The 13,520-nt window shown below is 68.6% G+C and carries 8 protein-coding genes; 6 read left to right on the forward strand and 2 right to left on the reverse strand.

Annotated features, from left to right (window positions below; translation table 11 throughout):
* Nucleotides 1–144 precede the first annotated feature (144 nt).
* Nucleotides 145–2,322, reverse strand: a complete 2,178-nt coding sequence (locus SFB74_RS16635; RefSeq protein WP_432731945.1) for a hypothetical protein — start codon at nucleotides 2,320–2,322, stop codon at nucleotides 145–147.
* 366 nt (nucleotides 2,323–2,688) lie between these two features.
* Between SFB74_RS16635 and SFB74_RS16640 the strand changes: the two genes are divergently transcribed.
* Nucleotides 2,689–2,919: a hypothetical protein gene (locus SFB74_RS16640; RefSeq protein WP_432725281.1), complete on the forward strand. Its 231-nt coding sequence runs from the start codon at nucleotides 2,689–2,691 to the stop codon at nucleotides 2,917–2,919.
* A 13-nt stretch (nucleotides 2,920–2,932) separates the two neighbouring features.
* On the forward strand, nucleotides 2,933–3,925 hold the full coding sequence (locus tag SFB74_RS16645; RefSeq protein ID WP_432725282.1) for a lysylphosphatidylglycerol synthase domain-containing protein: 993 nt from the start codon (nucleotides 2,933–2,935) through the stop codon (nucleotides 3,923–3,925).
* Nucleotides 3,926–3,934: 9 nt separating this feature from the next.
* Here the strand turns inward: SFB74_RS16645 and SFB74_RS16650 are convergent, their stop codons facing one another.
* Nucleotides 3,935–5,119 carry a glycoside hydrolase 100 family protein gene (locus SFB74_RS16650; protein ID WP_432731946.1) on the reverse strand — a complete coding sequence of 395 codons (1,185 nt, stop codon included), beginning with the start codon at nucleotides 5,117–5,119 and terminating at the stop codon, nucleotides 3,935–3,937.
* Between the two features lie 216 nt (nucleotides 5,120–5,335).
* Here SFB74_RS16650 and glgB point away from each other — a divergent pair, with 216 nt between their 5' ends.
* From glgB to SFB74_RS16670, 4 genes are all read left to right on the forward strand, one after another.
* Nucleotides 5,336–7,267 (forward strand): 1,4-alpha-glucan branching protein GlgB, encoded by a 1,932-nt coding sequence (gene glgB / locus SFB74_RS16655; protein ID WP_432725283.1) that lies wholly within the window; start codon nucleotides 5,336–5,338, stop codon nucleotides 7,265–7,267.
* A complete protein-coding gene (locus tag SFB74_RS16660) occupies nucleotides 7,264–9,324 on the forward strand; it encodes an alpha-1,4-glucan--maltose-1-phosphate maltosyltransferase (protein WP_432725284.1) in 2,061 nt (686 codons plus the stop codon). Before glgB ends, SFB74_RS16660 begins: the two co-directional genes overlap by 4 nt.
* A 12-nt stretch (nucleotides 9,325–9,336) precedes the next feature.
* Nucleotides 9,337–12,639 carry a maltose alpha-D-glucosyltransferase gene (gene treS, locus SFB74_RS16665; RefSeq protein ID WP_432725285.1) on the forward strand — a complete coding sequence of 1,101 codons (3,303 nt, stop codon included), beginning with the start codon at nucleotides 9,337–9,339 and terminating at the stop codon, nucleotides 12,637–12,639.
* Between the two features lie 72 nt (nucleotides 12,640–12,711).
* Complete coding sequence (locus SFB74_RS16670) at nucleotides 12,712–13,491, forward strand: mechanosensitive ion channel family protein (protein WP_432725286.1); 780 nt, start codon at nucleotides 12,712–12,714, stop codon at nucleotides 13,489–13,491.
* Nucleotides 13,492–13,520 lie beyond the last annotated feature (29 nt).

Below are 13,520 nucleotides of genomic sequence, written 5' to 3' on the forward strand. Positions count from 1 at the left end.
TCCTGAAACTGCGGGTCAAAGAGGAGGCAACGGCACAGCTCGCCAGTTGCGATCTGTTTTCAATTGTCCTGCGCAACAGTATGAATGTGAATGCTTTGGACTACTACTGGTCGATCGGTGGGTGTAAAGAAGCAACATGGCCATTCAGGCGCCCGGCGCCGACGTGGCCACGGGGTCGTGCTGCAGCCGCGTCGGCAGCCTGTCGTCGAGCCAGTCCATGCGCCAGGCCAGCAGCGCCACGGCGCCCACGATGCAGGCGGCGGCCAGCGCGCCCGCAAGGCCATGCCGTTCGCGATAGGGATCGGGAGCAATGCGTTTCGCGCCCGGAGGCACGCGCGCGGTCTGCGACAGCATGCCCCCGAGCCGCACGCTCACCTTCATGCGGCCGTTGATGGCCCATCCGCTCGCATCGAGGATCGGCCCCAGGCTGCGCTGGCGAAGCTTCAGCCAGGCGATCAGCATGCTGGGCCCCGAGATCGCGATGACGATGCCGGCCAGCGCCACCGGTATCCACTGCCCCAGGTCGATGAACTTGCCGAAGATGCCGACCAGCACGGCGCTGATGCTGCCCAACGCCACCCCGATCGCGGCCACGGTGCCCACGTCGATGCGGCTGCCGGCCGGCGGCACGCCCGGCCGGGCCGGTGGCTTCGCGGCATCCGCGCCCGCAGCCTGGTCCGCCGTGGCGACCCGGCCTGCCAGCGACTGCAGCGCGCCCTGCGAACCGGCCTCGCTGGCCGCGGCCCGCTTGGCGACCTGCTCCTCGATCAGGCGCACGAACTTCTTGTAGGGCGCAAAGAAGGCCTGCGCGACGCTCGTGGGGTTCTCGATCAGCTTGGTGATGGTGGCGTCCCAGTCGCGGCCCTGGCGGTCGTAGAACACGCCGTTGCGCCCCACGAAGAGAAAGTCGACGTCGCCCGCGGTGAAGGCCGCGACGATGCTCATCTTCTGCCCCTGGCGCGTGCAGTCGCAGTACGCGAGGCAGGTCTTGGCCAGGCCCGCCAGCGTGGCGTGCCGGGCGGTGTCCTGCACCTGCACCGTGAGCTCGCAGCTGCGTCCGTCGAGGTAGAGCGTGCCGGCCTGGAAGATGGCGCCTTCGCGCTGGTAGAAGGCCTTGAACGACACGAAGTTGTGCAGCAGCACCAGCAGGTCGCGCTGCAGGCGCAGCAGCTTCTCCAGGTCGACCAGCAGCTTGTTGTGCTGCTCGGCCGCCTCGTCCTCGGCAATGAGCGCGAGGAGGGCGTCGTGCGTCGAAAGCAGCGCGTCAATGCGGTCGCGCGACAGGCCGGCGAGCGCATTGGCCGGACGCGATGCGATCCACGCCTCGCAGGGCGCGAGCTGGTGGCGCAGCGATTGCCATTGCTCTTCCTCCAGCGCGTCGCGCTCGCCGAGCAGCGGCGCGACCGTGTCGCGCGCGAACACGGCCATCGCATCGGCCCAGGCCGGGTTCAGGCTCGTGCCGCGCAAGGGCAGCGAGCGGCTGGGCGTGATTGGCGCCAGCGGCAGTTCGGCGATGGGCTGCGCGCCCACGTCCAGCGTGTGACCCGAAAGCGCGTCGTAGGCCTCGGGCGAAGGATTGAGCGCCGCCACCGCCTGCACGTCATAGGCGGCGACGCGGCAGCGCGCGAAGAAATCGTCGATCTTGGCCGCTACCGCACGAAGCGCCTCGGTGGCGGCCAGCGTGCGGTCGCCCAGCGGCAGCAACACTTCCTCGTGGCTCTCGGCGTGCGCGTACCAGTCGCGCATCGCCTTCGCGTCGGCCATGAAGGCTTCGGCGCGCGCGCGATCGAGGCCGGGTTTCTTCTCGTGGCGGTCGGGCGTGCTGCCGTGGGTGCGCATTGCTTCCCCGATGGTCGCGCGCAGCGCTTCGTCGGAGGCGGTGTCGGGCGTGACCACGCCGTCGCCGTTGAAGCGCATGGCCGCCAGCCATTCGCTGCGGTCGGAGATGTCGGCGAGCGTCAGCGTGTTCGAGTCTTTCTTGCCGAGCAGGTCGAGGATGCGCCGGCCTTCCTTCGCGAGGTCGGCGCCCGCGGCGCCCTTGTCGTCGAGGTCGTCCAGCGACAGCGTGCCGCCGCCCTCGAGCAGCGCGTCGGCGCTGCGCAGCCGTTCGCAGGCCCACCGGCAGGCCGCGATGACTTCCGGCGGGCGCACCCGGCCGTCGCCGTCGGTGTCGATCAGGTCGAGCGTGCGCGAGTCGAAATCGATGCCGCGCGTGGGGCAGGCGAGCGCAACCCACAACTTCTGGTCGAGCTCGGCGATGTGCGCGATGTCCTGGCCGCTGCGAAACACCACCTGGTCGAGGCCACCGGCGCGGATGAACATCCATCGGTGCGGCGTCGACGCGGGAGATGGTGCGCTGGTGCCGGGGACGCCGGCGGGAACTGTGATGGTGGGGGTGGGAGCGGTCGTCGTCACTGGGCTGGCATTCCTGCGGCTTGGAGCGTGTGCATGCAAGGAAAAATGCAAGGCGGCACGCGATGTCTTCGTCTGCGAGCAGACTAGATCGCACGGCCCGCAAGCCTTGAGGACAGACGGCGCGCGGCCATGTCGGCCTATGCCGACACCGCGCGGCTCGCAGCGCATTCGGGGTATGGCAAATGTCCTGCACCCGCCGTCGTCCGCGGATGGCGGCGCGGCTGTCGCGAACACCGAAGACTCGGTGCACGCACAGAGCCCGAGGAGCCATCCATGTCGCAGAAGCCGAATCCCGCCAGGCAATCCACCAAGCGTGAAGAGCCCGAAGTCACCCAGGAAGAGTCCGTGCCCAGCGATGGTCGTGACATCGAGGGCGAGGAGCTGATGAAGCAGGTGACCAACAGGAAGCTCCACGACAAGGGCGAAGCCGAGCACAAGACGCCCGAGAAGGCCGACGCGCCCCCCGATCCCGAAAAGCAACGCGGCAAGCAGGACTCGCACTGAACCGGTGGCCGCGATGAGTTCCCGGCCCGCAGCCGGCCCGACCACATGGCAGCGCTGCCGGCGATGGGCGCTGCCGCTGCTGGGCGTGGCCGTGCTGGCCCTGCTGTTGTCGCACGTGAACAAGGTCGACTGGGCTGGCGCCTGGCATGCGCTGCATCGTTATTCGCCATGGCTGCTGCTCGCCGTGCTCGGCCTCGCCACCGCCAGCCATGCGCTCTACGGCTGCTTCGACCTGATCGGCAGGCGCCACCTGCGCCACCGGCTTTCTTACGGGCGCACCTGGGCCATCGCGGTCACGAGCTATGCGTTCAACCTCAATCTCGGGTCGCTGGTCGGCGGCATCGGGATGCGTGCGCGCCTCTATGCGCGTGCCGGGCTCGACGAAGCCACCGTCGCCCAGATCGTCGGCCTCAGCCTCGCGACCAACTGGCTCGGCTACGGGCTGCTGGCCGGCGGCCTGTTCGCGGCCGGCGTCATCGAGCCGCCGAGGCAGGCGCACATCGGGCAGGGCGCTCTTCGCACGCTGGGCCTGGCGATGATCCTGCTGGCGCTGGGCTACGTGGTGGCATGCGCCGTCTCTCGCAGGCGCGAATGGGTGATCAGGGGCAGGCGCATTCGCCTGCCGGGCGCGCGCATCGCGGCGACGCAGCTGGTGCTTTCCGCGACGAACTGGGCGCTGATGGGCGCAGCCATGTACCTGCTGCTGGGCCGGCAGGTGCCGTACGCGACCACCTTGAGCGTGCTGCTCGCGGCATCCATCGTGGGCGTGCTCACGCCCATCCCGGCCGGCCTTGGCGTGCTGGAGGCGGTGTACCTCGCCTTGCTGTCGGGCACGGTGAAGCAGGGCGCGCTGATGGGGGCCGTGCTCGCGTACCGCGCGCTGTACTACCTCGTTCCGCTGGCTGGCGGGTTGGTGCTGTACCTGCTGCTGGAGCGCTGTGCGCCCGTTCACGACTCGCAGGAGGGCGCAACGCCTTCGCTCGAAGCAAGCGTCGCGTCCGTGTGAGGCCGCTCTTCACCAGGCCGCTTCGCCGCCCAGCAAGGCCCGCCGGGCCAGCAGGAAGGTCGCGGCATTCCAGCTCTGACCCGCCATGCCCATGGGCGCCAGCGTGCGGCCGTGAAACCATTCGGTGAAGCGCCAGTCGTCGAGCGCATTGGCTTCGGCGAGCCGCACGAGTGCGGACCAGGCCATGTCGCCGGCACCCAGCTTCGCGAGCGCCATCACCCAGAAGCCGCCCACGAAGGGCCAGATGCCGCCGTTGTGGTACTGGTGCACGATGTTCTGCCTGTGGCGCCCCATGTAGGCCCGCCACAGGTCGTGCTGTCGCGGCAGCGGGTGCAGCACCACACGCACCGGATACGGCTCGCCCGCATGCGCTCGCTCGATGGTGTCCACGATGCGGCGTGCCATGTCCGCGTCCGCCAGCCCGCTCTGCACGGCCAGCACGTTGCCGAACACGTCGCCCTCGTCGCCGACCACGGCCAGGTTGACGAAGCTCAAGTACATCCCTGGGTCGCGCCTGCCGCGTCGCGCGTAGTGCCTCAGCAGCCGCGCGCGGTGGTATTCGGGCAGGTCGCGCTGGAAGGGATTGAACAGGTGGTTGAAGTGGTACTGCGTCGCCTCCGCGTGGTCCAGCGCGAAGCGGCGCTTGACCTCGTACCAGAGCGCGTTGGTGTAGAGCACATAGCCTGACCTGGGCATGATGTCGGCCCAGTCGCTGGCCTCGTTCTGCTGCAGCAGCCGGAAGTGCTGGTGTTCCTGCGCGAGCAGCCATTGCACCGCCCGGCCCGTTTCTCTTTCCCAGTGCGCGGGGCCGACCTGCCCATGGCGGCGCACGTGGTCCACGGCGATCAGCCACCACAGGGTTGCATCGATGCAGCCCAGGTACCAGAAGTCGGCGTCCCGGCCTTCCGGGTCCACGTATTTCGGAATCTGCCCGTTGGCCGCCTGCTGCGCAGCGAGCGCATCGAGGCTCGCCACCGCGCCTTGCTCCAGCGCGGGCACGCCGCTGCCGCACATCGCCATCACGCATATCGCGGCGTCGCGACCGAAGATGCGCGTGTAGCGGCGGGCTTCGGCAGCCTCCGTCCGGGCGGCCGCGAGGATGCCGTGCGGCGTGAGATTGCGTTCCAGAAGTTCGAGCGAAGCCTGCGAACAGCTTTCGATCAGCGCGAGCGCGGAGGCATCGAGGTCGGTCATGGGTTCCATCGTGGCTTGGGGCACTCCTTTTTAGCAATCGCCGGCGCGCCCGGCTGTAGGCCTGGTCCTGCCTGCCGGCCATTGGCCCAGGCTTCCGCCGATACGGGCAGCTCTCCGACAAGGCGAATGGGCGCAGACCGTAACCACGGCACCTGCGGCGCTCGCAAATTGGCTCAGGTCAGGCGAGAACGCGCAAGCAGCCGGGGTCGGTCCTCGATGCGCCGTGTTCCGCTGGTCTTCAACGAAGGAGCGCCGGTGCCGTCGAACGAACAACGCCAGAGCGGGCGAGACGCCTACCTTTTCCGCGAGGGAACCCATTCCCGGCTGTACGACCTGCTGGGCTGCCATCCGGACACGGAGGGCGGCGCCAGGTTCGCGGTCTGGGCGCCGAACGCGGAATCGGTCTCGGTGGTCGGCGACTGGAACTACTGGTCCGGCGACGCCGATCCGCTTCAGTCCGACTCCGAGAGCACCGGCATCTGGAGCGGCCATGTCCCGAATGCCGCGATCGGCCAGACCTACAAGTACCGCATCCGCTCGCGCCACGGCGGCTACACGGTCGACAAGGCAGACCCTGTCGCCTTCGCCGCCGAGCTGCCGCCCGCCACGGCCTCGCGCATCTGCGAGCTTTCGTACCAATGGGGCGACGGGGAATGGATGGCGCAGCGCGCCCCGCGCAATGCGCTCGATGCGCCGATGTCGGTCTACGAGGTGCATCTGGGCTCCTGGCGCCGCGAAGACGGCCACTTCCTCGGCTACCGCGAGATCGCGCACCGCCTCGCGGCCTACGCGAACGAGATGGGCTTCACGCACGTGGAGCTGATGCCCGTGACCGAGCATCCCTTCTACGGTTCGTGGGGCTACCAGACCACCGGCTACTTCGCGCCCACCGCGCGCTTCGGCTCGCCGCAGGACTTCATGTACCTCGTCGACCACCTGCACCAGCAGGGCATCGGCGTGCTGCTCGACTGGGTGCCGTCGCACTTTCCGACCGACGAGCACGGGCTCGCGTACTTCGACGGAACGCATCTCTACGAACATGCCGACCCGCGCCAGGGCTTCCACCCGGAGTGGAACTCGAGCATCTTCAACTACGGCCGTCCCGAGGTGCGCAGCTTTCTCGTGTCGTCGGGCCTCTTCTGGCTCGACCTGTACCACGTCGACGGCCTGCGGGTGGACGCGGTGGCGTCGATGCTCTACCTCGACTACGCGCGCGGCCATGGCGGCTGGGTTCCCAACCGCCACGGCGGCCGCGAGAACCTGGAGGCCATCGACTTCCTCCAGACCCTGAACCGCGCCGTCTACCGCGAGCATCCCGACACGCTCACCGTGGCCGAGGAGTCGACTGCCTGGCCGCGCGTTTCGCGCCCCACCGACATGGATGGCCTGGGCTTCGGCGAGAAATGGAACATGGGCTGGATGCACGACACGCTCGCCTACATGAAGGAAGAGCCGGTGCACCGCAAGTACCACCACCACAAGCTGACCTTCTCGCTGGTGTATGCCTTCCACGAGAACTTCGTGCTGCCGTTCTCGCACGACGAGGTGGTGCACGGCAAGGGCTCGTTGCTGGGCAAGATGCCCGGCGACAACTGGCAGCAGTTCGCCAACCTGCGCGCGCTGTACGGCTTCATGTGGGCGCATCCGGGCAAGAAGCTGCTGTTCATGGGCGGCGAGTTCGGCCAGCGCCGCGAGTGGACGCACGACGGCGAGCTCGAATGGTGGGTGTGCGGGCTCGAAGGCCACGCCGGGCTGCAGCGCCTGGTGGCGCAGCTCAACCGCGTCTATCGCGCATCGCCGGCGCTGCACCGGCTCGACTTTTCTTCCGCGGGCTTCGAGTGGCTGGCGGCCGACGAGGCCGACCTGAGCGTGCTCGCCTTCCTGCGCAAGGCCGGCGACGGCAGCCCGCCGCTGCTGGCCGTGAGCAACATGACCCCGGTGCCGCGCACCAACTACCTGCTGGGCGTGCCGCTGGGCGGGCGCTGGTGCGAGGTGATCAACACCGATGCCACCGAGTTCGGCGGCTCGGGCTGGGGCAATTTCGGGGGCGTCGAGGCGGCGCCCGTGGGTTCCCACGGACGCAGGCAATCGGTGTGCCTCACCTTGCCGCCGCTGTCCACGCTGATCCTGGAGCACCGGCCCTCATGAAGAACATTTTCTCGACCCGGCACGCTGCCACCGCGAGCAGCAGCCCCGAGGCTGACGCAGGGCACGGCGATGTCCGTGCGGTCATCGACGCGGTCCTGCCCAGCATCGACAACGGCCGGTTCGCCGCCAAGTGCGTGGCCGGCGAACGCGTGACGGTGCACGCCCATTGCTTCACCGATGGCCACGACGTGCTGCGCGTGCAGCTGTGCTGGCGCGCGCAGGAGCAGGCCGAGTTCCGCGAAGTGCCGATGAAGCCGCTGGGCAACGACGTGTGGGAGGCCGGCTTCTCGCCGCCGTCGGCGGGCCGCTATGTGTACACCGCCGTCGCCTGGGTCGACCCCTTCGAATCCTGGCGCCACGAGATGACGCGGCGCGTGGAGCTGGCCGACGTGCGCGTGGCGGCGCAGGTCGGTGCGCTGGAGATCGCCGCGGCCGCCACGCGGGCGCAGGGGGATGACCGCACCGTCCTCCAGCGCTGGGCCACGGAGCTCGATGCGAACGCCGCCAATCCAGGGGCCGATCTCGCCGCCCTGAAGGCGCTCGCGCTGGACGACGAATACGCCGTCCTTGCGCGGCGCCATCCAGACCGCCGTCACGCGGTGCGCCATCCGGTCGAGATGCCGCTTGTGGCGGAGCGCGAGCGTGCGCGCTTCAGCACCTGGTACGAACTCTTCCCGCGCTCGACGGGTACCGAGCCCGGCGTGCACGGCACCTTCAGGGACGTCGAGGCGCGGCTGCCGGCCATCGCGGAAATGGGCTTCGACGTGCTGTACTTTCCGCCGATACACCCCGTGGGCCGCGTGCAGCGCAAGGGCCCCAACAACTCGCTGGAGGCCGGCCCCGGCGACGTGGGCAGCCCGTGGGCCATCGGCGCGGAGGAGGGCGGGCACAAGTCGATCCTGCCCGCGCTGGGCACCGAGGAAGACTTCCGGCGCCTGCTCGCGCGCGCCTCGGAGCACGGCCTGGAGATCGCGCTCGACATCGCCTTCCAGTGCGCGCCCGACCACCCCTACGTGAAGGCGCATCCCGACTGGTTCCGCTGGCGGCCCGACGGCACGGTGCAGTATGCCGAGAACCCGCCGAAGAAGTACCAGGACATCTATCCCTTCAACTTCGAGTGCGAGAGCTGGCGCGCGCTGTGGGCCGAGCTCAGGAGCGTGATCGACCACTGGGTCGGGCAGGGCGTTCGCATCTTCCGCGTGGACAACCCGCACACCAAGGCCTTCCCGTTCTGGGAGTGGGCCATCGGCGAGGTGAAGCGCGAGCACCCCGACGCGATCTTCCTCGCCGAGGCCTTCACGCGGCCGAAGGTGATGCACCGGCTGGCGAAGCTGGGCTTCTCGCAGTCGTACACCTACTTCACCTGGCGAACCACGAAGGAAGAGCTGCAGGATTACTTCACCGAGCTGTCGACCGAGCCCGGCATCGACTACTTCCGGCCCAACGTCTGGCCCAACACGCCGGACATCCTGCACGAGCAGCTGCAGTCGGGCGAGCCGGCCGTGTTCATGTCGCGGCTGGTGCTGGCCGCCACGCTTTCGGCCAACTACGGCATCTACGGGCCGGCCTACGAACTGCGCGAGCACCTGCCGCGCAGCCCCGGCAGCGAGGAATACCTGGATTCCGAAAAATATCAGCTGCGCCACTGGAACCACGACGACCCCGCGAGCCTCGCGCCCTTCATCGCGCGGGTGAACCGCATCCGCCACGAGAACCCGGCCCTGCAGTGGGACCGCACGCTGCGCTTCCTGCACATCGACAACCCGCAGCTGATGGCCTATGCGAAGAGCTCGGCCGACGGCGCCAACGTGGTGGTGACGGTGGTCAACCTCGACCCGCACAACGTGCAGGAAGGCTGGGTGGGCCTGGAGCCCGCCAGCGTCGGCGTGAGCCCGCCCTCGCGTGCCTTCCAGATGCACGACCTGCTCAGCGGGCAGCGCTTTCTCTGGCAGGGCGACTGGCACTACGTGCGGCTCGATCCGCGCAGCGTGCCCGCCCACATCTTCGTGGTCCGCAGGCGCCATGGCGACGAGCGCGACTTCGACTACTTCCTGTGAGGTCGCACGCCCATGAATGCACCCGTCTCCCACATCGCGCTAGAGACCGTCGAGATCGACAACAGCGACGATCCGCTGTGGTATCGCGACGCGGTGATCTACCAGCTCAACGTCAAGGCCTTCTTCGACTCCAACAACGACGGCATGGGCGACTTCAAGGGCGTCACCGCCAAGCTCGACTACGTGAAAGAGCTGGGCGTCAACACCATCTGGCTGATGCCGTTCTATCCCTCGCCGTTGCGCGACGACGGCTACGACATCTCCGAATACGAGGACGTGCACCCGCAGTACGGCACGCTGGACGACTTCCGCGAGATGTTGGCCGAGGCGCACAAGCGCGGCCTGCGGGTGATCACGGAGCTGGTCATCAACCACACCTCCAGCGACCACCCGTGGTTCAAGGCCGCGCGGCTCGCGCCGCCCGGTTCGCCCGAGCGCAACTTCTACGTGTGGAGCGACACCGACCAGATCTACCAGGGCACGCGGATCATCTTCACCGACACCGAGACCTCCAACTGGACCTGGGACCCGATCGCCAAGCAGTACTACTGGCACCGCTTCTTCAGCCACCAGCCCGACTTGAACTTCGACAACCCGGCGGTGATGGAGGCCATCTTCAAGACCATGCGCTTCTGGCTCGACATGGGCGTTGACGGCTTCCGGCTCGACGCCATTCCCTACCTGGTGGAGCGCGACGGCACCAGCAACGAGAACCTGCCCGAGACGCATGCGGTGATCAAGCGGCTGCGCGCGGCCATCGACGCGCAGTACAAGAACCGCTTCCTGCTGGCCGAGGCCAACATGTGGCCGGAAGACGTGCGCGAGTATTTCGGCGATGGCGACGAATGCCACATGGCCTATCACTTCCCGCTGATGCCGCGCATGTACATGGCCATCGCGCAGGAGGACCGGCACCCGATCGTCGAGATCATGGCGCAGACGCCCGACATTCCCGAGGGCTGCCAGTGGGCCATCTTCCTGCGCAACCACGACGAGCTCACGCTGGAGATGGTGACCAGCAAGGAGCGCGACTACATGTACACCATGTACGCGGCCGACATGCGAGCCCGCATCAACCTGGGCATCCGCAGGCGGCTGGCGCCGCTGATGGAGAACGACCTCGACCGCGTGAAGCTCATGAACGGCATGCTGCTGTCGATGCCGGGCTCGCCCATCATCTATTACGGCGACGAGATCGGCATGGGCGACAACGTGTTCGTGGGCGACCGCAACGGCGTGCGCACGCCGATGCAATGGAACCCCGACCGCAACGCCGGTTTCTCGCGCGCCGACCCGCAGCGCCTGTACCTGCAGCCGATCATGGACCCGCTGTACGGCTACGAGGCGCTCAACGTGGAAACGCAGGCGCGCGACAGCAGCTCACTCCTGAACTGGACCAAGCGCATGCTGGCCGTGCGCAAGACCAGCCATGCCTTCGGCCGCGGACGGCGCCGCTTTCTCAAGCCCGGCAACCGCAAGATCCTCGCGTACCTGAGCGAGTACGACAGCGACGTGATCCTCACGGTGTTCAACCTCTCGCGCGCGGCGCAGCCGGTGGAGCTCGACCTGTCGGAGTTCAAGGGCTTCGTGCCCATCGAGATGCTGGGGCGCGCGCCGTTCCCGCCCATCGGCGAGCTGCCGTACCTGCTCACGCTCGCCTCGTACGGCTTCTACTGGTTCAAGCTCACGGCCGAGGCCGATGCGCCGAGCTGGCACCAGGAGGGCGTGGCGCTGCAGGAATGGCCCACGCTGGTGCTCTTCGACGGCTGGACCAGCTTCTTCCGCGACCGCGTGATGCCGTGGCGCATCGGCATGTCGGAGCGCATGCGCAACCAGTTCGAACTGGAGACGCTGCCGCGCCACATCGAGATCCAGCGTTGGTATGCCTCCAAGGGCACGACCATCCAGCGCGCCCGGCTGGCCGACCACGCCGTGTGGGAGGTGAACGGCCTGAGCTGGATGCTGCCGCTGCTCGAACTCGACGGCCCGCCCGGCGGTGCCACCTACTTCATGCCGCTCGCGCTGGCCTGGGAGGAGCGCGACGAGGAGCGCATGGCCGGCGTGGCACAAGCCGCGCTCGCCAAGGTGCGCCAGCAGGCGCAGGTCGGACTGATGGGCGATGCCTTCTACGACGAGGCCTTCTGCCGCGAGCTGGTGCGAAGCATCGGCCGGGGCGGGGAGCTGGCGACGGCGAACGGCAGGCTGGTCTTCAGGCCGACGGCCGCCTTCGCCGAGACCGGGGTGGACATCGACGCGCTGCCCTTCGGACGACCGAGCGGCGTGAGCAGCAACACGGTCGTGACGCTGGGCGAGACGCTCTTCCTGAAGGGCTACCGCCATCTGCACGAAGGCATCAACCCCGAGCTGGAGATGGGCCGCTTTCTCACCGAGGTGGCGCGCTATCCGCACTGCGTGCCGGTGCTCGGCGCGCTGGAATACATGGCGGCCGACGGCCGCACGATGACGCTCGCGATGGTGCAGCGCTACGTGGCCAACCAGGGCGACGGCTGGGACTACACGCTGGGCTACCTGGAACGCTTCCTGCGCGACGTGGCCACGTCCGACGGCGAGGTGCCGGAAGTGGCCGCGGTGCACGGCGGCTTCCTCGCCCTGATGGCCACGCTGGGCCGGCGCACCGCCGAGCTGCACGAGGCGCTCGCCACGCGAACGGGTGCAGCGGCCTTCGACCCCGAACCGCTCACCGCGTCCGACGCCACCGGCTTCAAGGCGCGCGCGGCGACAGACGCGGCCGCCACGCTGGAAATGCTGCGCGAGCGCTTCGAGCTCCTGCCTCCAGCCGCCCAGGCCGATGCGCGCACGCTGCTGGACGCCGGCGCCGCGCTGCGCGCCGGCATCGAGGCGAAGCGCCCGGCCGAAGGCGGCGGCATCAGGAGCCGCTACCACGGCGACTACCACCTCGGCCAGGTGCTGGTGAAGGACAACGACTTCGTCATCATCGACTTCGAGGGCGAGCCCGCGCGCAGCTTCGAGGAGCGCCGTATGAAGGGTTCGCCGCTGCGCGACGTGGCGGGCATGCTGCGTTCCTTCAATTACGCGCGCTGGTCGGCGCTGCGCCGCGTGGCGCAGAGCCCGCAGGAGGCCGAGCGCCTCGCCGGCCCGGCCATCGCCTGGGAGCGGGCCACGCGCGAAGCCTTCCTGGCCGGCTACGGCCTGGCGATGGACGGCGAGCTTCTCTCGCTCTTCGAGCTGGAGAAGGCCCTCTACGAGCTGCGCTACGAGCTCGGCAACCGCCTCGACTGGGTGCAGGTTCCGCTGCACGGCGTGCTCGCGCTGGTCCAGCCGGGGCGCAGCTGATGCCGTCGCCGACCTGCCGCGAACCCCTGGCCAACCTCAAGCGAACCTAGCGAAATCAAGGGAAGTCCCACCATGGAAAACTTCGGCATTCACCTGGAGCCGCTGCGCGCCATCCTCTACCAGGTCGGCGCCTTCATTCCGCGGCTGCTGGTCGCGCTGGTGGTCGTGCTCGTCGGCTGGCTCGTGGCCAAGGCGGCGCGCTTCGCGGTGACGAAGGCACTGCGCGCCGTCAACTTCAACGTGCTGACCGAACGCGCCGGCCTCGACAACTTCCTGCGCCAGGGCGGCCTGGCGGGCGACACGAGCAGCCTGTTCGGCATCCTGGCCTACTGGCTGGTGATCCTGGCGTCGCTGCTCATCGCCTTCAACGGCATGGGGCTGAGCTACATCGCGGACCTGCTGGGGCGCATCGTCTGGTTCGTGCCCAACGTGTTCGTGGCGCTGCTGGTGCTGGCCTTCGGCTCCTACTTCGCGCGCTTCGTCGGCGATGCGGTGGCCAGCTACTTCCGCGGCGTGAAGATGCAGGACGCGGCGCTGTTCGCCAAGGCCGCGCAGTATGCGGTGATGGTCTTCGTGATCCTGATCGCGCTCGACCAGGTCAAGGTGGGCGGCGACATCGTGCGCGAGAGCTTCCTGGTGATCCTCGCGGGCGCGGTCTTCGCGCTGGCCCTGGCTTTCGGGCTCGCGGGCAAGGACTGGGCGAAATCCTGCATCGAGCGCTGGTGGCCGAAGGAGGCCAGGGACGCCAGGGTGCCGTCGCCCATGCCCGCGCCGCCACCGCCGCCTTCGCCCCCGGCCGTCACTGGCGCGGGCCCGTACTCGCGCCACGACAACGACCGCCCGCCGCGCTGACCGCGACGCTCTTTCGCACTGCTCCAACC

The organism is Variovorax xiamenensis (assembly GCF_050916385.1).
Classification (GTDB): domain Bacteria; phylum Pseudomonadota; class Gammaproteobacteria; order Burkholderiales; family Burkholderiaceae_C; genus Variovorax.